22 protein-coding genes are annotated in these 24,434 nt (G+C 62.4%); 11 read left to right on the top strand and 11 right to left on the bottom strand.

The window, feature by feature from the left end:
• Positions 1 to 8: 8 nt before the first annotated feature.
• From ACNPAA_RS09085 to ACNPAA_RS09065, 5 genes are all read right to left on the bottom strand, one after another.
• The gene (locus ACNPAA_RS09085; RefSeq protein ID WP_102948246.1) at positions 9 to 2,420 is read right to left on the bottom strand and encodes a proprotein convertase P-domain-containing protein; all 2,412 of its coding nucleotides are present in this window, start codon (positions 2,418 to 2,420) and stop codon (positions 9 to 11) included.
• 29 nt (positions 2,421 to 2,449) lie between these two features.
• Positions 2,450 to 4,492, bottom strand: a complete 2,043-nt coding sequence (locus tag ACNPAA_RS09080; protein ID WP_417891700.1) for a prolyl oligopeptidase family serine peptidase — start codon at positions 4,490 to 4,492, stop codon at positions 2,450 to 2,452.
• The gene (locus tag ACNPAA_RS09075; RefSeq protein WP_417891699.1) at positions 4,492 to 6,642 is read right to left on the bottom strand and encodes a TonB-dependent hemoglobin/transferrin/lactoferrin family receptor; all 2,151 of its coding nucleotides are present in this window, start codon (positions 6,640 to 6,642) and stop codon (positions 4,492 to 4,494) included. Before ACNPAA_RS09075 ends, ACNPAA_RS09080 begins: the two co-directional genes overlap by 1 nt.
• A gap of 480 nt (positions 6,643 to 7,122) precedes the next feature.
• Positions 7,123 to 8,970 carry a DUF3413 domain-containing protein gene (locus tag ACNPAA_RS09070; protein WP_005328168.1) on the bottom strand — a complete coding sequence of 616 codons (1,848 nt, stop codon included), beginning with the start codon at positions 8,968 to 8,970 and terminating at the stop codon, positions 7,123 to 7,125.
• A 43-nt stretch (positions 8,971 to 9,013) separates the two neighbouring features.
• Entirely contained in the window at positions 9,014 to 9,241 is a 228-nt protein-coding gene (locus tag ACNPAA_RS09065; RefSeq protein ID WP_011705556.1) for a DUF1414 domain-containing protein, read from the bottom strand.
• A gap of 73 nt (positions 9,242 to 9,314) precedes the next feature.
• Here ACNPAA_RS09065 and yejK point away from each other — a divergent pair, with 73 nt between their 5' ends.
• From yejK to ACNPAA_RS09040, 5 genes are all read left to right on the top strand, one after another.
• The gene (gene yejK, locus ACNPAA_RS09060; RefSeq protein WP_417891698.1) at positions 9,315 to 10,364 is read left to right on the top strand and encodes a nucleoid-associated protein YejK; all 1,050 of its coding nucleotides are present in this window, start codon (positions 9,315 to 9,317) and stop codon (positions 10,362 to 10,364) included.
• Between the two features lie 395 nt (positions 10,365 to 10,759).
• On the top strand, positions 10,760 to 11,941 hold the full coding sequence (gene malE / locus ACNPAA_RS09055) for a maltose/maltodextrin ABC transporter substrate-binding protein MalE (protein ID WP_010674249.1): 1,182 nt from the start codon (positions 10,760 to 10,762) through the stop codon (positions 11,939 to 11,941).
• Between the two features lie 73 nt (positions 11,942 to 12,014).
• Positions 12,015 to 13,670, top strand: a complete 1,656-nt coding sequence (gene malF / locus ACNPAA_RS09050) for a maltose ABC transporter permease MalF (protein WP_043155301.1) — start codon at positions 12,015 to 12,017, stop codon at positions 13,668 to 13,670.
• Between the two features lie 12 nt (positions 13,671 to 13,682).
• Complete coding sequence (gene malG, locus ACNPAA_RS09045) at positions 13,683 to 14,573, top strand: maltose ABC transporter permease MalG (RefSeq protein ID WP_039038630.1); 891 nt, start codon at positions 13,683 to 13,685, stop codon at positions 14,571 to 14,573.
• Positions 14,574 to 14,643: 70 nt separating this feature from the next.
• The gene (locus tag ACNPAA_RS09040; RefSeq protein WP_010674252.1) at positions 14,644 to 15,780 is read left to right on the top strand and encodes an ABC transporter ATP-binding protein; all 1,137 of its coding nucleotides are present in this window, start codon (positions 14,644 to 14,646) and stop codon (positions 15,778 to 15,780) included.
• 125 nt (positions 15,781 to 15,905) lie between these two features.
• Here the strand turns inward: ACNPAA_RS09040 and ppk2 are convergent, their stop codons facing one another.
• Positions 15,906 to 16,736 carry a polyphosphate kinase 2 gene (ppk2, locus tag ACNPAA_RS09035; protein WP_010674253.1) on the bottom strand — a complete coding sequence of 277 codons (831 nt, stop codon included), beginning with the start codon at positions 16,734 to 16,736 and terminating at the stop codon, positions 15,906 to 15,908.
• A gap of 156 nt (positions 16,737 to 16,892) precedes the next feature.
• Here ppk2 and ACNPAA_RS09030 point away from each other — a divergent pair, with 156 nt between their 5' ends.
• Positions 16,893 to 17,714 carry an alpha/beta fold hydrolase gene (locus ACNPAA_RS09030; protein ID WP_417891697.1) on the top strand — a complete coding sequence of 274 codons (822 nt, stop codon included), beginning with the start codon at positions 16,893 to 16,895 and terminating at the stop codon, positions 17,712 to 17,714.
• A 51-nt stretch (positions 17,715 to 17,765) separates the two neighbouring features.
• Here ACNPAA_RS09030 and ACNPAA_RS09025 read toward each other — a convergent pair whose 3' ends face one another.
• From ACNPAA_RS09025 to ACNPAA_RS09015, 3 genes are all read right to left on the bottom strand, one after another.
• Positions 17,766 to 18,575 carry a MipA/OmpV family protein gene (locus ACNPAA_RS09025; RefSeq protein WP_043155304.1) on the bottom strand — a complete coding sequence of 270 codons (810 nt, stop codon included), beginning with the start codon at positions 18,573 to 18,575 and terminating at the stop codon, positions 17,766 to 17,768.
• 173 nt (positions 18,576 to 18,748) lie between these two features.
• Entirely contained in the window at positions 18,749 to 19,819 is a 1,071-nt protein-coding gene (locus tag ACNPAA_RS09020; protein WP_029314318.1) for an AI-2E family transporter, read from the bottom strand.
• Between the two features lie 22 nt (positions 19,820 to 19,841).
• Complete coding sequence (locus tag ACNPAA_RS09015) at positions 19,842 to 20,111, bottom strand: sulfurtransferase TusA family protein (protein ID WP_069785094.1); 270 nt, start codon at positions 20,109 to 20,111, stop codon at positions 19,842 to 19,844.
• Between the two features lie 127 nt (positions 20,112 to 20,238).
• Between ACNPAA_RS09015 and ACNPAA_RS09010 the strand changes: the two genes are divergently transcribed.
• Positions 20,239 to 21,693 carry a M48 family metalloprotease gene (locus tag ACNPAA_RS09010; RefSeq protein ID WP_223918331.1) on the top strand — a complete coding sequence of 485 codons (1,455 nt, stop codon included), beginning with the start codon at positions 20,239 to 20,241 and terminating at the stop codon, positions 21,691 to 21,693.
• Between the two features lie 133 nt (positions 21,694 to 21,826).
• Here the strand turns inward: ACNPAA_RS09010 and ACNPAA_RS09005 are convergent, their stop codons facing one another.
• On the bottom strand, positions 21,827 to 22,306 hold the full coding sequence (locus ACNPAA_RS09005) for a TlpA family protein disulfide reductase (protein WP_043155310.1): 480 nt from the start codon (positions 22,304 to 22,306) through the stop codon (positions 21,827 to 21,829).
• Positions 22,307 to 22,366: 60 nt separating this feature from the next.
• Here ACNPAA_RS09005 and arsC point away from each other — a divergent pair, with 60 nt between their 5' ends.
• The 4 genes from arsC to ACNPAA_RS08985 all read left to right on the top strand — a co-directional run bounded on the left by arsC (position 22,367) and on the right by ACNPAA_RS08985 (position 24,252).
• Positions 22,367 to 22,717, top strand: coding sequence for an arsenate reductase (glutaredoxin) (gene arsC, locus ACNPAA_RS09000; protein ID WP_043155313.1), 351 nt, complete (start codon positions 22,367 to 22,369; stop codon positions 22,715 to 22,717).
• Positions 22,714 to 23,088: a DUF2069 domain-containing protein gene (locus ACNPAA_RS08995; protein ID WP_043155315.1), complete on the top strand. Its 375-nt coding sequence runs from the start codon at positions 22,714 to 22,716 to the stop codon at positions 23,086 to 23,088. The genes arsC and ACNPAA_RS08995 overlap by 4 nt, the downstream gene beginning before the upstream one ends.
• Before the next feature lie 248 nt (positions 23,089 to 23,336).
• Entirely contained in the window at positions 23,337 to 23,960 is a 624-nt protein-coding gene (locus ACNPAA_RS08990) for a linear amide C-N hydrolase (RefSeq protein ID WP_234887569.1), read from the top strand.
• Complete coding sequence (locus ACNPAA_RS08985) at positions 23,938 to 24,252, top strand: linear amide C-N hydrolase (protein ID WP_257709804.1); 315 nt, start codon at positions 23,938 to 23,940, stop codon at positions 24,250 to 24,252. The genes ACNPAA_RS08990 and ACNPAA_RS08985 overlap by 23 nt, the downstream gene beginning before the upstream one ends.
• Here ACNPAA_RS08985 and ACNPAA_RS08980 read toward each other — a convergent pair.
• Positions 24,196 to 24,434: zinc ribbon domain-containing protein (locus ACNPAA_RS08980; RefSeq protein ID WP_202041671.1), on the bottom strand; the 239-nt coding region annotated here is incomplete at its 5' end. The genes ACNPAA_RS08985 and ACNPAA_RS08980 overlap by 57 nt on opposite strands.

Genomic DNA, 24,434 nt, shown 5'->3' with positions numbered 1-24,434 from the left:
AGGGAGAGTCAGAGGCGACGCAGACGGCGCCACAGGGCCAGCGGCAGCAGCCAGAGCAGGGGGAAGGCTCCCCCGCCACTGCTGTCCGAGGTATCGAAGCGGATGATGCCGTCATCCGGCACGGGCACGGTGTTGCCGCACTGGGCGCCGGTACGCTGACTGATGCTCCACCCGTTCAGGAAACCCTGATTGCCCGGTTTGCTGTCCACCACCTCCAGGGTCCAGCGACCGGCCAGGGGTTCTCCTTCGAAGGCGCTGAAGGGTTGCAGGGACTGCAACTCGGTGGGGAAGACCCCTTTCAGGCTCGGCAGGGGGCTGTAACCCTTGTCCCAGATCTGGACCCGGGTGCCGGCGGGGGAGCTGAGCCAGATCTCCAGCTCATCCAGCGCCTCGTGCTGCAGATCCAGGCTCAGTTGCAGCCTGTCGCTCACACGGGCATCGCTCTTCTCCAGCAGCAGGCTGGTTTCGCTCAAGCCGCGCACCTCCTCGCTCTGGGCATCGTTCAGTCGCTGTGACCGACCACTGGCCCGGCTGATGACGGGGGTGCCGATGGGTAGGGTCAGGGATTGCTGCCACTGGCGCTCGGTGGGGCTGGTACCGCTCATGGCGAGATTCACCGAGAGGCTCGCCTCGTCGCCGCAGGCGAGCGGGCTCTGGGCCAGCAGGCGCAGGGTGGTGGTCATGCTGGCACCGGCGGCCAGGGTTGCTGGTTGCCAGCTGTCAGGATCGGCCTGCAACCCGGTTGGCAGGGTGAGGGCCAGCTCATTGAGGGTCACTTCCCCTTTGCCCGGGTTGCTGAGGGTCAGCTGCACCGACTGGCGCTGCCCCAGCGGGATGGCGCTCCCCTCGGCGAGGGCAATATTGACGGGAGCTTGCAGCAGCCCGTGCTGGCGAAATGCCTGCTCCAGCAGACGGGCATAGGCTCGCGTCGGGTAGAGACGGGCTGCAGTATCCACGGTGATCCGGGCCAGTTGCGGCATGCGAATGGCCGGCCCCAGGCCGAAGTGGGATTCGATGATGACGCGATCAAACTCGTCCCTGGCCGCCTCACCGTGCTCGGCCACCGCCGTCAGCAGGGCCTGGAACAGCGGGGTGCCCCAGAGCTGATCCCCGTTGCTGCCGTTGATGGTGCGGTGGGCCGGGTAGCGGTAGTCCGGATGGTAGCGGGCGCGCAGATCGTCGAGCTGGCGCGGGGTGCGGTCGGTGAAGCGGGCATCCCAGTTGAACACCATGGCGGGTTCGAATTGGCGACCGGCTTCGCTGCGCTGGCGTTGACTGGCGGCCAGGTAGTCGCCAAAGCCCTCGCCGATGGCTCCCCAGTCACCCTCTTCCCCGAGATCCGGCAGGATGTGGTGCTGTACCCCGTGGCCGAACTCGTGCCAGATGACCATGGGATCCTCGGCATCGGGCACGCCGCTGCGACCCAGCTCCAGCCTGCGTTCGAACGGATCGTAGAGGGAGTTGTCCTGATAGCCCGCGTCCGTGTCGATGTCGAGCGCCCCGGGGATGAGCTCGGTGAAGCCGAGCGCCTTGAGGTGGCGCTGGGCGAGATCCAGATGGTAGTAGGCGTTGATGTCCGCAAAGCCGCGATCGTCCCGGGTCAGGCGAAAACCCTGCACGTCACTGCTGCTGTAGGGGGCCGATTCGGGGGCCATGACATCCACCACCCTGGCATGGGGGCCGCTCAGGCGATACTGCCCGGCTTGCAGGCTCACCGGCAGGGGAACCGGATCCTGGTAGGCGGCCTGTGCCAGCACCAGCTCATCGTGCCAGACCAGGCTGGCGTCCTGCAGGCGGGTGCGGGGATCGGGGTCGAACACCCGTGCCTGAACCTTCATATCGCCTGCATCGGCGACATGCAGAGGGTGGGTAGTTGCCTGATCCCCGAGACGGCCAAGCTCCTGCTCCCCGTCGCAACGGGCAAACAGCTGCACCTGGCTGGCCTTGGCATTGCCTGCCTTGTGCTCGCGCACCCGCTGGCGCAGGGCAGGCACCAGGGTATCGCCGTCTCGCCAGTACCAGGCTTCGACCGGCCCCAGCGTCTCTATCTGGTTGTCGTCGGTGCGCAGGGTGGCGAGCAGGGGATCCAGGGTGCCGCTGGCATCGCAGCCGGGCGCTGTGCTCTGCAAGGGGCGCAGGTTGTGATAGAGGCGCCAGGGGCGGCCGTCCCCGTCGACACTGACGGCGGCCTGGGTGGCGGCCACCGGCAGGCCGTTCACCAGCTGGCGAAAGCTGTAATGGTGGCCGAGCAGGCTGGCCCTGTCGTAATCGGGGGCGAGGAGCACACCGAGGCGCTGCTCGAGCCAGCGCTTCGGCGTCGTGGTCAAGGGTTGTTCATCGACAAACTGCAGATCGGCCGCCAGCAGCGGCGATGAGATCAGGGTTGCCGCCAGCCAGAGGGCCAGGGAAGAGGGTTTCATGGTTCACTCCAGAAAAAGAGGACAAGGGGTCAGTGGTTGACGCCCGCCAGGGTGAGCAGGAAGGCATACTCCTGCGCCGCACGCAGCGCCGCCGTTCGGGGGGCGCCCAGGTGGCCGCCGTCGAGTTCGGTGCGCAGCAGATAGGGGCCTGTTCCCGTGCTATGGGATCGCAGGCGGGCTATCCACTTGAGGGGTTCCCAGTAGGGCACCTGACTGTCGTGCAGGCCGCCCGTCACATAGACGGGGGGATAAGGGGCCTTGTGCAGGTTGTCGTAGGGGCTCAGGCGGCGCATGGCGGCATAGTCACTCGGGATGGCCGGATTGCCCCACTCGGCGTACTCCTGCCGGGTGAGGGGCAGCTCGGGATCCTGCATGGTGCCCAGCAGGTCGACGAAGGGAACTTGCAGCACGGCCCCGGCGAAACGGGTGGGCGCCTGGTTGAGTGCCGCAGCCACCAGCAGGCCGCCGGCGCTGCCGCCCATGGCGAACAGCCGGTCCGGATCGATGGCGGGATCCTGGGCCAGGCTGTCTGCCACCGTCAGGAAATCGTCCACGCTGTGTTGCTTCTGCTGGCCGCGCCCCTCCTTGTACCACGCCTCCCCCAGCAGGCCCCCGCCGCGCACATGGGCGATGGCGTAGACGAAACCGCGATCCAGCAGACTCAGCACCTGGGGCTGGTAGTAGGGGCGCATGGGGGTGCCATAGGCGCCATAGCCGTAGAGCAGCAGCGCCTTGGGCGCAGTGATGTCTTTGCGCCACACCAGAGAAACCGGCACCCGGACGCCGTCCTTGCCCACCACCCAGCGCCGTTCGCTCCGATAGAGGGGGTTCGCGACCGGTTTGTCAGCGGCTTGCCATTGACCGGAGGCGAGATCCAGCCAGCGCTGGTGCGGCGCCTCGGCCATGCCCTGGCGGCGGATCAGGATCTGCTGGCTGGCGGGATCATGGGCCCCCTGGATCCAGGCCGTGCCGGCTCCTTCGGTGAGCGGGAGGCTGTGGGTCAGCTTGCCGCCTGCATCCAGCACATCGAGCCAGTCGTCCCCTGCCTTGCGGTATTGCAGCACTGTGTAGCCGGCAAACAGGCGCCACTTCTCGAGCTCCCGGCCCTCGCCGGACCAGAGGGGTTGCCAGGGACCAGCCGCCAGGCTCGTCAGGCTGGGCGCCTGATAAAGTCCCATGGCCCCGTCCTGGTTGCTCTTGACAAGCACCCTCTCCCCCTGGGTATCCAGGTAGTATTCGAGCCCACGCTCACGGGCCCTGAGCAGGGTCGGGCCGCCCTCATCCAGCAGGTATTGCTCCGAGCCGTCGTGGTTGTTGCTCTGCAGCACCAGGTGGCGGTTGTCCGTGGTGCGATAGAGGCTGAGCAGCCAGGCGGGATCGGCCTCCTGGTGCACCAGCGCCTCCTTGCCGGCCTGCCAGGCCCACAGCTGCCAGGGGCGCAGGGTGTGGCGCTCGTTGGCGATGGTGTAGAGGATCTTGCCATCCAGGCTCCAGAGCAGATCGCTGGCCCGGTGCGCCAGGGTGGTGAGCGTCTCGCCGCTCGCCAGATCCAGCACTGTGATGCGGTAGTCCCTATCCCCACGGTTGTCTTCGGCCAGGGCAAGCAGGCGGCCATCCGGGTGCAGGGCCCAGGCGGCGATCTCGTAGTAACCCTCGGCGGGCTGACGGGGGGCCTGCCGCTGGCGGGAGGCGGAGCGGGCGTCGCTGCGCTGCCACAGGCTGCCGTCCGCCTCCATGCGCCATTGGCTGCCCGCCTGAGTCAGCCACTCCTTTGGCAGGGGCTCGCCCCGCTCCCTGGCCTGCCACTCGCCTTGCAGCGTTGTTTCGAGGGGCTTTTGGGCGGCGAGTTGCTCGTCGGTCCAGCGGTTCTGCTCGCGCAGCAGCGCCAGCAGCTCGGGGGCGCGGCGACTGTTGTCACGCCAGCCGCCATAGGGATCGAGGCGGGCTATCTCCCCCTTCATCAGTTGTGGACGCTCGGGGATAAGGGGCGCTGCCACCTGGGTTGCCTCAGGAAGCGGGGCGGCAGGGGCCGGGGTGGCCAGTAGGCTGGCCAGTACAAACAGGCTGTGCATCAGATCCCCACGAAGGTGTAGCGCAGGCTGGCACTCAAGGTGCGCCCGCTCTGGGTGAAGAGGGAGGCGTCGGTACCGGCTTCCAGCCCGGCCACGTCCTGATAGCGGGTGTAACGGGTGTCGAACAGGTTATCGAGCTTGAGGTTGACCTTGAGGGCATCGGTGACCAGCCAGTCCGCCGTCATGGCGAGACTGAACCAGCCTGCGCTCGTGAGGCAGGCATCCTGGCTCTTGGTCAAGCTGTTGCCGCAGGTGGGCACTCTGTCCATGGCCGCGGCGTAGTCCGCCTGCACCCCCAGGCTCCAATCATGGGTCTGGTAGCTCAGGCGAGTGTTGCCCTCCAGCGGGGTCAGAGTGCGCAGCGCCTCGCCCTGGCTGTCTTCCCCGTCGACCCAGCCGAGCTTGGTGGCCAGCTCCCACTCCTGGGTCAGCCAGTAGCTGGCGGCGATTTCCGCGCCCCAGGTCTCGGCCTTGGCCACGTTGCGGTACTGGCGCAGGATGACGCTGTCACTCAGGCGCAGCCCCACCTCGCGCCAGTCGATGAAGTTGTTGTAGCGGTTGTAGAAGAGGGCCGGCTTGATGCTCCAGTTGTCCCCCTCGCCGCTGAGCCCCCACTCAAAGCTGTGGCTGGTCTCCTCCTTCAGATCCGTGTTGGCGATGATCTGGAATGGCGGCAGGGCGAAGTAGTGGGGAATGTTGCCGTAGACCTTGTCGTAGGAGGGGGCCCGAAAGCCGTTGGCATAGCTGAGCCAGCTGCGCCACTGCTCGTTGACGCGGTAGCTGGTGGCAAGACTCGGGGAGAGATGCCAGCTGTGGTTCTCGCCCTGGTTGCCATCTTGCGGGCGCAGCCACTGGTGATCCATGCGCAGGGTGGGGGTGAACTGCCACCGGCCCAGGGTCGCCACATCGCCGAGCCAGACGCCGGCCCGGTCGGTGCGGGCACTGCTGAAGGGCTCGGACTGGCTGGGCTGGGGCACTCCCGCCTCCAGGCTCAGCTTCTCCACCGGCCGCTCGTGGCGGGTACGCTCCAGCTCGACGCCGTAGCTCAGCTTGTGGGCGATGTCGCCGGTGACGAGATCCCGGCGCACGTCCAGCTCGCTGCCGACCCTCTCTTCGGTGAAGGTGGAGAGCTCCCGCTCGCTGCGGTAGCGGGGATAGCCGCTCAGCAGGTCGTTTTGCAACAGGCTGCGCTTGTTGGCGCTGTTCTTGGAGTGGTTGCCATAGAGGCTCCAGATGAACTGATCCGCCAGCAGACTGCCGAGATCGTTCGCCTCCCAGCCAAGCTTGCCCCCCTGGGTGCGCTGGCTGCCCTGTTCGCTGTACTGGCGCACCTGCCACTTGCCGTCGGGCTGGGGCACTTCGCGCGGCCCCTGATCCCGCTTCGCATTGTCTTCGAAGTAGTCGAGCTCGAGGCGCAGCAGGTGGTGATCGCTTAGCGGGAAGCGGGAGCTGGTGGAGGCGCTGAGGCCGTCCAGATCCGCCGGGATGCGGCTCTCGTCATAGTTGGCGGTCTCGTGCCCCTGCCAGCCGGAGACCCGCAGCAGGTGCTCGCTATCCAGCAGCCGGGCGGCGCCGGTGGCGCTCAGCTTCTGCTTGTCGCTGCTGCCGTCCTGCAGCACCTTGCTGCCCAGATAGGCATCCTGCCCCTGCAGGTAGTCCTCTGGCTGCTTGGTGCTGATGACGATGGTGCCGCCGATGGCGTCCGAGCCATGGAGGGAGGAGCCGGCCCCCTTGGCGACCTCAATCTGCTTGACGTCATCGAGATCGAAGCTGAAACGGCCCACCTTGTCGTTGAGGTCGTCGGCGCCGAAGCCGTCGCTGACCCGCACCCCATCCTTGATGATCAGCACCCGGTTGCCGCCCATGCCGCGGATGATGATGTTCTGCGGCCGGCCGGCGGAGCCGGTCACCGAGACCCCGGGCTCGTTCTTGAACACGTCGGTGAGCTCGGTGGCGATCTGGCGATCCAGCTCTACCTCCGTGATGACGGTGATGGAGCCGGAGACATCGGACAGCTTCTGCTCGATGCGCTGTCCCTTGACCACTATGGTCTCGTGGGCCCTGGGTTCGGGATCTGTCCCGGCGGGATCGCTGGCGGCCAGGGCTGTACCGGACAGCAGCATGGGCCAGTAGTGAAGCAGTGTTTTCATTGTTGATAATGATTTTTATTTAAGCCTGAAGGGCGCGGATTATTGCAGATGAATCCCTTCGTATCAACGATTGATAATCATTATCATCTTTGTTTTATGATCTTGATCAGACTGCATTTTTTTGAGAGATGAATCAGTAGTTGCAGGGCATACGTTTGTGAAGGGCACTGACCGGGGGAGGGGAAGTGGAGTGTCCCGCCTGGATCTTGAGACAATAAAAAGCCCGCCGAGAAGGCGCAATGCTGTTCAGATAAGCACATTTTTGACTAATTATTCATAAATGCGACTTGAGTTGGGGGAGCAAGGCTGTTTCCAGTCGATGTTCCTTCAGCCTTTATCCAGCGTGGCTTGCAATAGAAAGAGGGAGGCATCATGCCTCCCTCATTTTTTAGCCCTGATACTACGTGGACTGGAACTCAAATTCTCTTAAGTGAACAGCATTGCGCCGAGAAGGCGGGCTGGTTGGATGCGTGCGAGCACCTATGGGGTGCGATAGAAGCGGTTGAGCTCGTTCATCACCTGGATCATGGCCCCCATGTCCGGGGTGCCGTGCTTGATGGGGCGATAGGTGGCGCGATCCAGCAGTTCGAAGTCACCCTGCTTGTTGAACTGGGTGATGGTGTTGTCCTGATAGATGGCAAAGTCATTCTGATCGCCGGCCAGCAGCCAGTTGCGCGGGCTGTTGTCGAACAGGCTGCGCCCCGTGCTGTAGTCCCGAGGGGGGTTACGTACCCCCAGCATGCCCTTCATCAGGGTCGGCACCAGATCCAGGTGGCTGCTTGCCTGCTCCTGTGGCTGGCTCTCGACACCGGGCCAGGCGAGCACCAAAGGAACCTGCACCTGATAGGGGGAGTAGTTGCTGCCATAGCCCCAGCTGTTGCTCTGGGTTTCGTTGAACTCCTGGCCGTGATTGGAGGTGATGACGACTATGGTCTGTTCACTCAGCCCCTGCTGCTGCAGCCGGGAGAGCATCTGCTCCAGCAGTTGGTCGGTGTAGAACACCGAGTTCTTGTAGCGATTCTCCAGCTTTTGCAGGTTCTCGGGTCTATAGGCGGTGGCCGGGTTGAAGCGCGTCAGCTCGGGCTGGAAGGGGCCCTTGAGGCTGGCGGGCACCTGATAATCCCCCGGGCTCGAGAGATAGACCAGGGAGAACCAGGGCCTGTCCGCGGTGCGTGTGCCAAGCCACTGCTGCCAGTCGCCGATGAGGCGAGTGTCATCACTCTGGCGGGAGACAAACACCTGCTTGCGCAGGCCAGCGAGCAGGCTCTGCTGATATTGCTGGGCATCTTCCAGCGCACCGAACAAGCCGAACTGGTAGTCCTGGCGCAGCATCTCGTCGAACAGCACCGGCGGGCGCTTGTCGGCACGGATATCGCCATAGTAGTGGCCCGGCAGCCCGTAGAAGAGGCTGAACATCCCCATGGCGTCATCGTTGCCGCCACTCATGTGGTTGGCAAAGTTGAGGTGTTGATCCGCATAGCGCTGCAGATTGGGCATGTTGATGTTGTTGAGCATGTCGGCCCGCAGGGAGTCGACCACCACCACCAGCAGGTTCTTGTGCTCGGCCGGGGCACTCACGCTGAGGGGGCGCAGGGGGTAGAGCAGGCGATGCTCGGCGCTACCCTGGTTCTCGGCCTTCTTCTCATACTGCTCGAGATCGAGCCAGCCATGCTTGGCCAGGAAGCTTCTGGCTGTCATGGGGTAGGAGAGCGGGAAGTTGGCGCGCTGCATGGTGATGGGCTGATACAGGGTTGCATCGGCCCAGCTGTTGACGAGGTGAGTCAGCATGAAGCAGACCAGCAAGGCCAGTCCCACCTGATTGCCGTACTGGCGGCGTTTGCGCTTGTTGATCTTGCGCCACACATAGGCCGACAGCAGCAGTTGCAGCAGGAAGATGGTGGGCACGGCGACGAAGATGATGCTCCAGATCGAGCCCTCTTCGGTCTGGGCCTGATCCAGCAGCAGTTGCCACACCTGGCCATTCAAGTGGAACTTGAACAGCTGGAACACCTGGGTGTCGATGAGCAGCAGCACCTGCGCCAGGGTGGCGATGATGGCCGAGATGAAGCGCAGTGGCTTCTCTCTGGGCAGCACGAAGCTCAAGGGGAAGACGGTCAGCAGATAGGTGACGAAGCTCAGGAACGAGAAATGACCTATCCAGCTGATGATGAGATAGGTGACCCCGAGCGTGGTCGATGGCCAGCTGATGGAACCCAGATAGCGGGTCGCGATCAGCATGGCCAGGAGGATGTTGAAGAAGGAGAACCAATGCCCCCAGGTGATCAGGCGAGAAACGTTATCACGATAGGGGTTGCCGGTTTCGACCATAATGATCCATCTGCTTGAAAAACATCAAAGAATGCGAAGAAACTCAGTGAGCATCGTGGCGATGATCCACCGAGGCGGTGAGCGCCTGGATGTACTTCTCGGTGATCGCCTGACGCTGGGCCGGGGCCATACCGTTGATGATGTTGGTGGTCAGGTTGCCAAGCACCATGAGACTGAGATCCACCGGCGCCTTGTGTTTCTCCAGGGCGGTGATCAGGTCGTTCATCAGGGCGTCAAACTGCTCGTTATTGTACTTTGATACGATGGGCATAATCTTGGGTTCATCTCGGTTCAAAGCGCCTTATAATACTTCACCCTTTCGGCTAACACTATGGCTTTGTGACATGAGTCTCGATATCGACAAGATCATTCTTCACTCCCTGCGCGCCGGCAATGACGGTCAGCCGCACGCCGATACCCGCAGTCAGACTCTGCCTGCCGACGAGGCGGTGCAAGGGCTGATGGCAGAACTGCATCGCATCTACAACGGCAAGGGTGGCAAGGGCTTCGGCTTCTTTGCCGACCCGGAAGCCGACGTCGCCGAGCTGGCAGAAGGTGAAGAGGCTCCCAGACAGCCGTCACCGGCCTTTCGCATCGCCCTCGAACAGCTGCTTGGCGAGCAGACCGAATTCGTCCCCTTCTCTATTACCCTGACCCAGATGCTGGTCAAACAGTTGGTGGAGCACGCCTTGGACGAGCAGGGGGTGTTGCTGATTGCCAAGTACAACTATGTGGGGGTGGATTACCTGATGATCGCCCTGCTGGAAGGCAAGGAGAGCGTCACCGTGAGCGAGGCGCTGGAGCTGCACCACATCCAGTACCTGGATATCGGCAAATTGAACCTGGTGGCCCGCATCGATCTCACCGAGTGGAAAACCCAGGGGGATTCGCGTCGTTATATCACCTTCAGCAAGGGCCGGGTCGGTCGCAAGCTGGGGGATTTCTTCATGGATCTGCTGGGGGCCCGGGAGGGCATGGATGCCAAGATCCAGAACAAGGGGTTGCTGCAGGCGGTGGACGATTACTGCGACAGCCGCCAGCTCGAACCGGCCGAACGCAATGACTACAAGAAGCAGGTCTTCAAATATTGCACCGAGCAGGCCAGCGCCGGCGAGGAGATCGAGATCAAGGAGCTGTCGGCGGAATTGCCCGGTGATGGGGACCTCGATTTTTACAGCTTCATCGGTCAGGAGTACGAGCTGGAGGAGCGCTTCCCGGCGGACCGTTCCACCCTGCGGGGCCTGACCAAGTTCGTCGGTTCCGGCGGCGGCCTGACCTTGAGCTTCGAGCAGAAGCTGTTGAACAGTCGGGTGTTTTACGATCCCCAGACCGACACGCTGACCATCCGTGGTGTGCCGCCCAACCTCAAGGATCAGCTGCTGCGCCAGTCATAATGTGATCTACTCGCCATTTCTGGCAAAAAGGCATCGGAGTCCGCTCCGATGCCTTTTTATTTAAGGGGGAGATGAACTTGGAATCCGGCTTGGTACTTTTGTTAACACATTAAACCAAATAATGGAGATGAAAGGGTTTTCATTGAGGTGAAACCCCTTTCATTGGTGTAAATTTATTTCTTTTTGGTAATTAGTTTTCTGTGCAAGGCCAAAAATATGGCGATAAATCCCGATAAGTCGCTGAAATAAGAAAATGTTTTCATAACTTTCTGGAAGAAAATACGTAATTGCATTTCAAAAATGCGAGGCGTGTCATGTGAGGCATTGACTGCTTGGGATAATATTCATCTGCACACAATGCTCTTACAGCGCGGAACTAATACAAGGAAAGGCTCATGAAAAAGAAATTGCTGTCATCCCTGATCGGTCTGGCTACCCTGGGCGTGGCCTGCTCTGCCACTGCTGCCATTGATGAAGGTCAGCTGACCATCTGGATCAACGGTGACAAGGGCTACAACGGCCTGGCCGAAGTCGGCAAGAAGTTTGAAGCCGAAACCGGCATCAAGGTCACCGTCGCCCACCCGGATCAGGTTGAAGTCAAATTCCAGCAAGCCGCCGCCACCGGCAACGGCCCGGACATCTTCTTCTGGGCTCACGACCGTTACGGTGAGTGGGTCAAGTCCGGTCTGCTGGTTCCCGTGACCCCGAATGCCGCCACCAAGGCCAAGTTCGAGCAATTCGCCTGGGATGCCATGACCGTCGATGGCAAAACCTATGGCTACCCGGTCGCGGTAGAAGCCGTCAGCCTGATTTACAACAAGGATCTGTTGCCCAACCCGCCGAAGACCTTCGAAGAGATCGCCAAGATCGACGAAGACCTGAAGAAAAATGGCAAGCGCGCCATCATGTGGGCCTATGACACCCCCTACTTCAGCTACCCCCTGGTGGCTGCCAACGGTGGTTATGCCTTCAAGAAGACCGCCACCGGCTATGACGTCAAAGACACCGGCGTGAACAACGCAGGTGCCAAGGCCGGCGTCGGCTACATCTCCGAGATGATCAAATCCGGTCACCTGGAGAAGGGCATCGACTACGGTGTGATGGACGCCAAGTTCAACAAGGGCGAAGTGGCCATGATGATCAACGGTCCCTGGGCCTGGAGCAACCTGGACAAGAGCGGCATCAAGTATGGCGTAGCCCAGCTGCCGACCCTGAAAGGCAAGCCGGCCAAGGCCTTCGTTGGCGTACTGGGTGCCACCATCAACGCCGCCAGCCCGAACAAGGATCTGGCCATCGAGTTCCTCGAGAACTACCTGCTGACCGATGCCGGTCTGGCGCCGATGAACGCCGACAAGCCGCTGGGTGCCGTGGCTCTGAAGTCCTTCCAGAAGACCCTGGAAGCCGACCCCAACATCAAGGCCACCATGCTGAACGCCCAGAACGGCGAACCGATGCCGTCCGTGCCCGAGATGAGCCGTTTCTGGTCCTCCTTCGAAACCGCCCTCAAGAACGTCACCTCTGGCCGTCAGGGTGTTGACGAAGCCCTGGATACCGCTGCCAAGCGTATAGTCCAGTAAGCATGCACTACCCGGGAGGCCTTCGGGCCTCCCACTCTCTCAATCTCTCTTGGCGCAATAAAGGTTAATTGGCATGGAAGTAGTACCTTCTATCGAATCCTATGCCGGTCCGAAGAAAGACAAGTACGTCTGGCTGAAATGGACCATGGCGGCACTGATCGCAGTGCTTAATGGTTATGCGGCCGTGATGATGTATGCCAGCGGCGAGTGGGTATTTGCCCTGCTCGATCTGGTGGTCGTATCCGTCGGTCTCTATGTCTTCATGAACAAGAAGACCTATGCCCACCGTTATATTTTCCCCGGTGTGGCAGGCATGGTTGTTTTTATCATCTTCCCTCTTGCCTACACGATCGGCATCGCCTTCACCAACTATTCGGGATCCAACTTGCTCTCCCTTGAGCAGGCACGGGATTACCATCTGAAAAAAACCTACAAGGTGACCGGCGGTGAATTCGATTTCACCCTCCTGGGTGGTGAGAACAATCAGTTTCAGCTGCTGCTGAAACAGGACGAGCAATCCTTTATCAGTCAACCCCTTACCTTGCTGAACAACAAGGCGCGTACCCTGGCCGTCCGTGAAGGACGGGTCCGTGACGAGCCCCAGGTTGTTCAGTTGCAGCCTCTGGACGGGGCCACGGTCGGCGAGGCGGCACCCATTCGTGCCATCGTTGATCACCGCACCCACCTGAGTGCCCTGGATGTGGTACTGCCCGAAGGCAATATCCATCTGACCCTGAGCAGCCTGCGCAAGTTTGCCGCCCAGAAACAGCTCTATACCCAGCTGGTCGACGGCGCCGTGCTCAAGTCCGGCGTCATGATCAAGGACAGCAACCTGCTGCGTGACAACCAGAGCGGCGAGCTGATGCTGCCCAACGGTGACACCGGCTTCTACCAGTACATCGATGCGGAAGGTCACTTCGTCGGCAAGGGCGTTGCCCCCGGTTTCGTGGTGAGCGTGGGTTGGAAAAACTTCATGCGCATCATGACGGACCCGGGTATCCAGAGTCCCTTCATGCAGATCTTCGTCTGGACCGTGATCTTCTCCGCCTGTTCGGTGGCGTTCACCCTGGCGATCGGCATGGTGCTGGCGTGTCTGGTGCAGTGGGAGCAGCTCAGGGGGCGTGGTTTCTACCGGGTCATGCTGATCCTGCCCTATGCGATACCGGCGTTCATCTCCATCCTGGTGTTCAAGGGCTTGTTCAACCAGAACTTCGGTGAAATCAACCTGTTCCTGGAAGCGGCCTTCGGCATCAAGCCGGACTGGTACACCAATCCCTTCCTGGCCAAGGTGATGATCCTCATCGTCAACACCTGGCTCGGTTACCCCTACATGATGATCCTCTGCATGGGCCTGCTCAAGGCCATTCCGGAAGATCTCTACGAGGCGTCCGCCATGGACGGGGCGGGGCCGGTACAGAACTTCTTCAAGATCACCGTACCGCTCTTGATGAAGCCGCTGACACCGCTGTTGATTGCATCCTTTGCCTTCAACTTCAACAACTTCGTACTTATCCAGTTGTTGACGAACGGGGCGCCGGACATCATCGGGGCCACCACGCCGGCCGGGACCACCGACTTGCTGGTGAGCTACACCTACCGGATCGCGTTCCAGGGCTCGGGTGGTCAGGACTACGGTCTGGCCAGTGCCATCGCCACCGCCATCTTCCTCATCGTGGGTGCGCTGGCCTTGCTCAACCTGAAATTGTCCAAAGCCGACAAGCAACTGTAAGGAGGCTTCAACATGGCAATCGTACAACCCAAATCAGTCAAATACCGGGTGTGGGCAACCCACCTGGTGATGTGGGGCTTCCTGGCACTGATCATCTTCCCGCTGATCATGGTCATCGCCATCTCGTTCCGTAACGGCAACTTCTCGGTGGGGGAGATCATCCCCACCAATCCGACCCTGGATCACTGGAAGCTGGCGCTGGGCATCTCCATCACCAACGCCGATGGCAGCATCACGCCGCCGCCGTTCCCGGTGCTGACCTGGCTGTGGAACTCCATCAAGGTGGCGGGCATCACCGCCCTGATGATAGTGGTGCTCTCCACCACCTGTGCCTACGCCTTCGCCCGTCTGCGGTTCCGTGGCAAGTCCACCATCCTGCAGGGCATGCTGATCTTCCAGATGTTCCCGGCGGTGCTGGCACTGGTGGCCATCTACGCGCTCTTCAACAAGATCGGTGACTACATCCCCTGGCTGGGTCTCAACACCCACGGCGGCCTGATCCTGGCCTACATGGGGGGCATTGCCCTGCACGTCTGGACCATCAAGGGCTACTTCGAGACCATCGACTCCTCCCTGGAGGAGGCGGCGGCCATCGATGGCGCTACTCCGTGGCAGGCGTTCCGCCTGATCCTGCTGCCCCTGTCGGTGCCCATTCTGGCGGTGGTGTTCATCCTGGCCTTCATCGGTTCCATCACCGAGGTGCCCATGGCCTCCATCCTGTTGCAGGATGTGAACAATCTGACCCTGGCGGTCGGGGCCCAGCAGTACCTCTATCCGCAGAACTACCTGTGGGGTGACTTCGCCGCAGCCGCCGTGCTGTCAGGCTTCCCCATCACGGTCGTCTTCCTGCTCGCCCAGCGCTGGCTGGTGGGCGGTCTGACCGCAGGCGGCGTGAAAGGTTAACGGTTCATGGCCGGGGGAGCTGGCTCCCCCCGTCATCACGATTTGCAAAGATTCAAGAGCGGAGCTCGACATGGCTGAAGTAGTACTCAACAACGTTCGCAAAAATTACGACCCGGCTGTCCACAAGGACACCCTGCGCAGCATCAACCTCGACATCAAGGAAGGGGAGTTCATCGTCTTCGTCGGCCCGTCCGGCTGCGGCAAGTCCACCCTGCTTCGGATGATCGCGGGTCTGGAAGACATCACCAGCGGCGAGCTGACCATCGGCGGGCGCTACATGAACGACGTGCCGCCGGTGGAGCGCAACGTCGGCATGGTGTTCCAGTCCTACGCCCTCTACCCGCACATGAACATCTACGAGAACATGGCTTTTGGCCTCAAGCTCAAGAAGATGGACAAGGAGAATATCCACAAGCGGGTGATGCGCGCCGCCGAGATCCTGGGTCTCGAGCCGCTGCTGGACCGTAAGCCCAAGGCCCTTTCTGGCGGTCAGCGTCAGCGGGTCGCCATCGGCCGCTCCATCGTGCAGCAGCCGCAGGTGTTCCTGTTTGACGAACCGCTGTCGAACCTCGACGCCGCCCTGCGGGTCAAGATGCGCATCGAGATCGCCAAGCTGCACAAGGAGCTCAACTCCACCATCATCTACGTGACCCACGACCAGGTGGAGGCCATGACGCTGGCCAACCGCATCGTGGTGCTGAGCCCGCTCAAGGGCGAGGCGGCCACCAACCTGGAGCAGTTCGGCACCCCCCTCGAGCTCTACCACAACCCGGACAACAAGTTCGTGGCGGGCTTCATCGGCTCCCCCAAGATGAACTTCCTGGCGGGCGAGCTGGTGGAGATCGGGGAGCAGGAGTGCGTGGTCAAGCTCACCTCCGGCGATACCGTGCGTGCCCGGGTGGATGCCCGTCGCGGCGCGGTGGGCGACAAGGTGGAGCTGGGCATTCGCCCCGAGCACCTGGTGCCGCTGGGTCATGCCCATGCCGACAGCCGCGTGAGCGGCGTGGTGCAGGTAGCCGAACACCTGGGGGCCGAGTCCTTCGTCTACATGGACGTGGATGGTCACGACTTCACCGTCAAGGCGAGCTCCGACATCGACGTGGCCACCGGCCAGGAGTACAGCGTCGGCATCCCGGCCGAAGCCTGCTACCTGTTCGATGCCAAAGAACAGGCGTTCCCGCGCACGGCCAAATATATCCGCGCCTGAGAGGGCGAGAGTGCCAGGTTTTCCTTTCTATACGTTCAATGCCTTTTGCCGGTCGCAAGACCGGCTTTTTATTGCCCGTCATCCGAAGCCCGGGTTTCGGCCAGCGGGCGGCTGGCCGGGGCCCGTCACTGCCCGTGCTTGTCTGACTCGAGGGCGGCGGTGACGTCCGGCACGAAGTGCTGGCTGGTGAGCGGCGGGCGCTCATACCCTTCGGTCTTGATGGGGGGCAGGGTGATGGGCTCGTAGTGGATCGCCTCGTAGGGCACCTTGCCAAGGAGGTGGGAGATGCAGTTGAGGCGGGCGCGGCGCTTGTCGTCGGCGTCCACCACGAACCAGGGGCAATCCTCGGTATCCGTGTAGGTGAACATGTCATCCTTGGCGCGGGAATACTCGACCCAGCGGGAGCGGGATTGCAGATCCATGGGGCTGAATTTCCAGCGCTTGATGGGGGTGTTGATGCGCTCCTTGAAGCGTTTCTCCTGCTCTTCGTCGCTGACCGAGAACCAGTATTTGATGAGGGTGATGCCGGAGCGGATCAACATCCGCTCGAATTCGGGGCAGGCGCGCAGGAATTCGCGATACTCGTCGTCGCTGCAAAAGCCCATCACCCGTTCGACCCCGGCCCGGTTGTACCAGGAGCGGTCAAACAGCACCATCTCGCCCGCCGAGGGCAGGTGCGCCACGTAGCGCTGGAAGTACCACTGGGTGCGCTCCCGATCCGAGGGGGCGGGCAGGGCGGTGACCCGGCAGACCCGGGGGTTGAGGGGCTCGGTGATCGCCTTGATGACGCCCCCCTTGCCCGCGGCGTCGCGCCCCTCGAACAGCACCACCACTTTGAGCCCCTCCTGCTTGACCCACTCCTGCAACTTGACCAGCTCCTCCTGCAGGTGGGCCAGGTGATGTTCGTAGGTCTTCTTGTCCAGACGGGGGCGTTTCTTGCTCTTTTCCTTGGCCATCATCCTCTCCTTGGTGACTCCTCGTTGTGAGTCTCTCCAGCTTGCACCAGGCGGGCACCCCTGCCAAGGGTGGCGTGTTACACTGCCGCCTCATCAGCCGCTGGCAACAGAAAAACAGGAAAGCCAGTTTCATCGCCGCTGGCAACAGGAGAAAACATGAAGCAGTTTATGGAGATAGCGGGCCGCCGCATGGCCTATCTGGACGAGGGGCAGGGTCCGGCACTGCTCTTTGGCCACAGCTACCTGTGGGACAGTGCCATGTGGGCACCGCAAATCGAGGCCCTCAAGGGGCAGTATCGCTGCATCGTGCCCGAGCTTTGGGGTCACGGGGATTCCGATGTGCTGCCCGAGGGGCCCTGCACCCTGGCGACCCTGGCCCGGGATCACCTGGCGCTGCTCGATGCCCTTGGCATCGACGAGTGCGTGCTGGTGGGGCTCTCCATCGGTGGCATGTGGGGCGTGGAGCTGGCGCGCATGGCGCCTGCTCGCCTCAAGGGCCTGGTGCTGATGGACAGCTTCGTCGGCCTTGAACCCCAGATCACCTGCGAGCGCTATCTCGGCATGCTGGCGATGATCGAGCAGGTCGGCGCCGTGCCTGCGCCCATCGCCGATCAGGTGGCGCCGCTCTTCTTCGCCCATCAACCGGACGCGGCCCTGATGGCCGGTTTCAAGGCACGGCTGGCCCAATGGCCCGCCGACAAGGTGGCGAGCCTGGTGGCGGTGGGGCGCAGCTTCGTGACCCGGGAGGATCGCATCGACTGGCTCGAAGAGATGAGGCTGCCCGCACTGGTGATGACGGGGTGCGAGGACAAGGCTCGCCCTGTGCTGGAGGGGTATCTGATGGCCGAGGTGCTGGGGTGCCCGTTCAGGGAGATCCCGGGGGCCGGTCACATCTCGACCCTGGAGAACCCCGCGTTCATCAACCGGGCGCTCGCCGAATTTCTCGCCGAAGTGGCAGGGTGGCGCTGCGCCGGATAGCCGTAAAAAAGGAGCCATGGGCTCCTTTTTTGTTGTCGAGCCCGGATGGGGCTACCAGATGTAGCCCACCCCGAAGCCTGCATAGAGTTCTCCCTGATGCTGGACGATGGGGCTGTCCGCGATGTCGTCGTCGTAGCGCTCGTAGTTGATGCCAAAGCCGCCAATCCAGTTGGCGCTGAAGCGATAGCTGCCGATGAGGGAGACCATGGGGGAGAGGGTGGTGCCCGTGTTCCACGCCGGCCTGTCCGCCCTCGCTTCGTCTTGCGAGACACCGCCGAAGTAGTAGTTGGCGAGGTTGTGGCTGCGCAGCATCACGCCGGCTCCCGGCATCAGCAGCAGGGGGCCGCGGATGATGGGGAAGTTGGCCCACAGCATCAGCTCCTGACCGTTGCTGGTACCGGTCACATCCGTGGTGGCCCGCACGCTCCAGAGGGCGTAGGGAGTGATGAGATCGGCCCCAACACCGGCCTCGAACTGCCCCTTGCGCTTCTCCATGCCATGGAGGAAGGGATCGTCGTCCGGGTCCAGGTTGCCAAAGCGCATCCGGCCGAAGGCATAGGTCGAGAGGTTGCCATCCCGGCTCAGGTAGTAGCGGGCCCGATCCCCCAGATACATCAGGTTGTCACCAAAATAGAGGGCCCCCGGGATGGGCATCAGGGTATCGTCCTGGTGCTGGTAACGGGCCTGACCGCCGATGACGGCCCCGCCCAGCACCAGCCCCTTGGGAATGGGGCTGTCAGGGCTGTCGCTGGAGAAGGCGCTGAGGGCCCCGATATCGAGGTCTGCCCGGACGGGAGAACAGAACAGCAGTGCCAGAAAGGCACCCAAAGAGGCATGGCGCAGGGCAGGGACTGGGGACATGACACATCCTTGTCGGTGGGTGGGCGTGGGAACGAATCAGACCGGCGTAGCAAGTCAAACGGATGTCGGTTTTCAATTAAACCCGACAAGGCAAGCATGAGCCAGCGTCACGGAGGTGCTGCTGGTGGCCGGTATCTGGAAGGGGCGAGACCCGGCCTCGCCCCTTGCCAGGGTCAGGGGGCGGGGCGGGGGAGATCTTCCCGCTTGGGCCAGGCATTGAGCACCGCTTTGACCAGGGTGGCGAGGGGAATGGCGAAGAAGACGCCCCAAAAGCCCCACAGACCGCCAAACACCAGCACGGCGATGATGATGGCCACCGGGTGCAGGTTGACCGCCTCGGAGAAGAGCAGGGGGACCAGCAGGTTGCCGTCGAGGGCCTGGATCACGAAATAGGCCACCATCAGCCAGGCGAAGTCGGGGGTCAGCCCCCACTGGAACAGGGCCACCATGGCCACCGGCACGGTCACCGCGGCGGCACCGATATAGGGGATGAGCACGGAGAAGCCCACCGCGACCGCCAGCAGGGCGGAGTAGCGCAATCCCATCAGGGCGAAGGGCACATAGGTGGCGATGCCGACGATGACGATCTCGATCACCTTGCCGCGGATGTAGTTGATGATCTGGTCGTTCATCTCCACCCAGACCCGGTTCACCAGGGTGCGGTTGCGGGGCAGGAAGCGGCGCAGGCCTCCCATCAGCACCTGTTTGTCCTTGAGCATGAAGAAGACCATCAGGGGCACCAGGATGGCGTAGATGAGGATGGCCACCACGTTGATGAGGGAGCTCAAAGAGGCGCTCACCAGTTGTTCGCCGCCGGTCAGGATGCGCTGGCGAATGTTGTCGATGATGGTTTCCACCAGGCTGACGTCGATGATCTCGGGGTATTTTTCCGGCAGGGTGCGCACATAGTCCTGGGCATGGGCCAGCATGGCGGGGGCCTCCTTGGCCAGGTTGACCCCCTGGCTCACCAGCGTCGGGATGAGGCCCAGCAGCATCAGGGTCGTCACCGTGATGAACAACAGCAGGACCAGGCTGGTAGCGACGGTGCGAGAGAGGCCGCCTCGTTGCAGGCGACTCACCGGCCACTCCAGCAGATAGGCCATCACCAGGGCCACCAGCAGCGGTGCCAGCAGATCCCCAAACAGCCAGAGCACGGCAAAGCAGAAGACCAGCAGCAGGAAGAGGGTGACGGCATCGGGGTCGGAAAAACGGGTCTGATACCAGCGCTTCAATACATCTAACATCGAGGCTTCCTTGAATGGCGGCTCACGGGGTGGGTGGCATGGGCTCGGGGGCGAGCAGGGCGTCCCGGGGGGGACGGGCAACGACGAGCAGCAGGGAGAGGCGGGTAGCTGACTCTTCCCGGGTCTGGACATGGTGACCCTGACGGTGCAGATAGGCGGGAATATCCTGCCGGGAGCCTGCATCCCCGAGCTGGATGCACACGGATTGACCGGGCCGGGCCTGGCGCAACCAGAGCTTGAGCCGGATGAGGGGCTCGGGACAACGCCAGGGGGTCAGGTCGAGCTGTTCCATGAGAACTCCATCGCGTGCGTGGCGGTCATTATGGCCGTGATGAGAGGATGAAACAACGCTTGTGGGCCTTGAATGGCAAGGGTATTCTGCCGATGCCCGCTGGGGTCTGATTGGAGATAGAGATAACGTGGCACGTTTTTCCCCCCTGATAGCATCGCTTCCCCTGTTGGTCACCCTGATGGGGGCGACCTTCCACGCCCAGGGGAGCAACCAGTTGCCCGACATCGGTACCGCCGGGGTCGCCGCACTGCCCATCGAGCAGGAGGTGCGCTACGGCAACGCCTTCATGCGTTTTGCCCGGGCGGGCCTGCCCATCATCGATGACCCCGTGCTCAACGAATACATCGACGATCTGGGCCAGCGGCTGCTGACCAATGCCGACGGGGTGCGCTTCCCGTTCACCTTCTTCCTCATCAACGATCCCAGCATCAACGCGGCGGCCTTCCTCGGTGGCCGGGTCAAGGTGCACACCGGCCTCTTCCTCTACGCCGAGAGCGAGAGCGAGCTGGCCTCGGTACTGGCCCACGAAATCACCCACGTGACCCAGCGTCACATCGCTCGTTACATGGAGGCACAGGCGAGCAGCTCCGCCATGACCCTGGCCGGCCTGGTGGGCTCCATTGCACTCGCGGTGATCAACCCCACCGCCGGCATCGCGGCCTTGCAGACCACGCTTGGCTTGTCGATGCAGTCGGCCATCAACTACACCCGGGACAACGAATACGAGGCGGATCGCATCGGCATGAAGACGCTGTATGACGCCGGATTCGATCCCATGGGCATGGCCAACTTCTTCCAGAAGCTGGCGGCGGAGTACCGCTATGCCAGCAAGCCGCCGGAGATGCTGCTGACTCACCCCCTGCCGGAGACCCGGATCAGCGAAGCCCGTGCCCGGGCCGGGAGCTATGGCGCGCGCGCCCTGCCGCCGAGCCTGGACTTCTGGCTGGCCAAGGTGCGCATCCAGGTGCGCTATGGCACCGAGACGCCCCAGGCGCTGCTCACCTACTTCGACAGCCGCCTGCAGAAGGGGGATTACCCCCTCAAGGATGCCGCCATCTATGGCAAGGCGCTGGCCCTGTTGCAGCTCAAGCGCACCGACGAGGCCGACACCCTGATGCAGGAGCTGGCGACCCGTCACCCGGAGGATCTCTTCGTGGTGGATGCCCTGACCGACATCGATCTCGCCAAGGGGCGCAGCGCCCAGGCCATCGCCAGACTGGAGCGCTTCCGCACCCGGATGCCGGACAACGAGGTGGTGGTGGTGAACCTCGGCAACGCCTATCTGGAGGGGGGCAACTACAAGAAGTCCATCGCCATCCTGGACCCTTATGCCCGGGAGCACGACGAGAACAGCCTGGCCTGGAGCCTGCTGTCGGACGCCTACCGCAAGGCGGGCAGAATGACGGACCTGCACATGGCACGGGCGGAGACCCTTTCCCTGCGCGGGGACTATCAGGCGGCCATCGACGAACTGATCGTGGCGCGGGGCACCACTAGCGACAAGCTGACCCTGGCCCGCATCGAGGCGCGTATCACCCAGCTGGAGCGGGCCAAGAAGGATCTGGACAGCCTCAAGGGCTGAGTCCGGAGCGGGTTGATGGCAGGCGGGGTGCTCCTTTGGGGGCACCCCGCCTTGTTTTGCAGGCTAAAATAGGGCCTTTCATCGGTTTCAACGCATCTTGATGATGAAGAAATGAATGTATTGGATGGCTCTGCTATGGGGCGCTCGCCAGGCGGCGTTTTATCTCGCTTATCTTCTGCTCGTCCAGCTCCCCCACCAGGGTCTCCAGCAGCGTGCCCCTGGCATCGAGCAGATAGCTGGTGGGCAGCGCCCCGGGCCTTGGGAACGGGAGGCGGGCGTCGTCATCCGGGATCATCAGGGGAACCCTGATGGCGTGGCGCCGTGCCAGCTCGGTCAGTTCGGCGGGAGAGGCGGGGTCATAGTGGATGGCGATCACCCGGATCTGACCTTCCTGGTGCAATGTTGCCAGCAGGGGCATCTCCCGCAGGCAGGGGGCGCACCAGGGAGCGAAGTAGTTGACCAGCAGTGGTTTGCCACCGAGCTCCGCGAGGCTGACCTTCTTTCCCGCGCCGTCGGTAAAGTCGGGTGCCGGGCTGCAGGCCCCCAGCAGGGTTGCCACAATCAGCCAACAGATCCGTTTCATTTCCATAGCCTTCCCGCTTACCCTGACCATCCGTTTCCCCTACAATAGCGCCATTTCTTGTCCCATCTTGCGATTAATCAGGGAGTTATCATGAGCGAGACCCAAATCTACCACAATCCGCGCTGCTCCAAGAGCCGTGAAACCCTGGCCTTGCTGGAACAGCACGGGGTCGCCCCCGAGGTGGTGCTCTATCTGGAGCAGGCCCCGAGTGAGGCACAGATCCGCACCCTCCTGAGTCAGCTTGGCTTCACGGATCCCCGACAGCTGATGCGCACCAAGGAAGAGCTCTACAAGGAGCTGGGGCTCGGCGAGGTGAGCGGCGATGATCTCATTCGTGCCATGCACCAGCACCCCAAGCTCATCGAGCGCCCCATTGTCATCAAGAACGGGCAGGCCCGCATAGGTCGTCCGCCCGAGCAGGTGCTGGAGATCCTCAAGTGAGCACCCGCTTCGCTCGCCTGCTGACCCTGGCCGGTTTTTTCGGCCTGCTGGCCTGGGTGCTGCTCTGGCACCTCTGGCTCTCGCCCCACCCGGATCTCGCCCCCTGGCTGTTGCCGGTGATCTGGACGGTGCCGCTGCTCTTCCCCCTCAAGGGCATAGTGCAGGGCAATCCCTACACCCACGCCTGGGGCAATTTCGTGCTGATGCCCTACTTCCTGCACGCCCTGACCCTGATCACCACGGATGAGGGGGAGCGGTGGCTGGCGGTGGTGGAGCTGGTGCTCACCACCCTGGCGTTTGTGGGCACCATCTATTATGCCCGCCTGCGTGGCCGCGAGCTGGGGCTGAGTATCCGCAAGAAGGAAGGCTGAGCCCCTCCCTGTCCGCCTGCTGGCGGGCAGGGTATGTGTCTGAAACCGACGCAAGCCAGCGAATGGCATCTGGCGGTATCGCCCCGAAGTGGCTTGCTTATCTTTTTGATTAATTTATGGATATTGATCGCTGATTGGCAGGGCAGCACCTCTGTTGATAGATCTGTCACCTGGTTTGCCAGCCTCAGTCAGCCCCTGTTATGCAAAAAGGGGTATGCTTGTGTTTTCAACAGACTCGAGTGATCCATATGACAATCCTGCGTTCCCCCCTGTTGCATAAGACCCTGCTGGCCCTGACCGTCTCCCTCTCCGTCAGTTCCCTCGCCGATGCCTGTACCCGCGCCGTCTATCAGGGGGAGGGAGCGCTGGTGGTGACCGGTCGTACCATGGACTGGCGCAGCGCCATGCCGACCAATCTCTGGGCGCTGCCCCGTGGCATCGCGCGGGAAGGGGAGGCCGGTGCGCACTCCATGACGTGGACGTCGCGCTACGGCTCCGTGGTGGCGGCAGGCTTCGATGCGGGCACCGCCGACGGCATGAACGAGAAGGGGCTGGTGGCCAACCTCCTCTATCTGACCGAGTCCGAGTATGTGACCCCGAGCGACAAGGATCCGCGCAAGACTCTCTCCATCTCGCTCTGGGCCCAGTACGCGCTGGACAACTTCGCCACCGTGGCCGATTCGGTCGCCGCCCTGTCGAAGGACGAGTTCTATGTGGTGACCACCCTGACCCCGGATGGCAAGCCGGGCCAGCTGCACCTCTCCCTCTCCGATGCGAGCGGCGATTCCGCCATCTTCCAGTACGTGGGGGGCAAGCTGCAGAGCTACCAACGACCGCAGCTATCAGGTGATGACCAACTCGCCGACCTTTGACAAGCAACTGGCCCTCAACGACTACTGGGAGGAGATTGGCGGTCTCACCATGCTGCCCGGCACCAACCGCTCGGCGGACCGTTTTGCCCGCGCCTCCTTCTACATCAAGACCCTGCCAAAGACCGACCAGGCCAACGAGGCGGTGGCCGGGGTGATGAGCGTGATGCGCAACGTCTCGGTACCCTTGACATCCTCCCCCACCTTAGCGCTTCGCGTCACAGGAGGGGGATTCCCATTACTGGGTGATAGCTGCTCGCGCAGTACCGGGTTCCTGCTTCATCGGGCGGCCTGATTGCACCGCGCCTCCACAGGCTAAAACGGCGTGTCCCGCCGCTAAAATATTGCGAGCGCCATTCACATCGGCGTTCGCCTCATAACCACACGCAGCGCATTTAAACTGGCTTTGCGTCTGGCGGTTATCCTTCGCAGTATGCCCACAACAGGCGCACTGCTGGCTGGTGTAGGCCGGGTTTA

It is taken from the genome of Aeromonas sp. PS2Canimalfood6, assembly GCF_048276795.1.
GTDB classification, from domain to species: Bacteria; Pseudomonadota; Gammaproteobacteria; order Enterobacterales; family Aeromonadaceae; genus Aeromonas; species Aeromonas caviae.
Note: the sequence above shows the minus strand (reverse complement) of the source record. Positions and strands in the feature narration are given on the sequence as shown.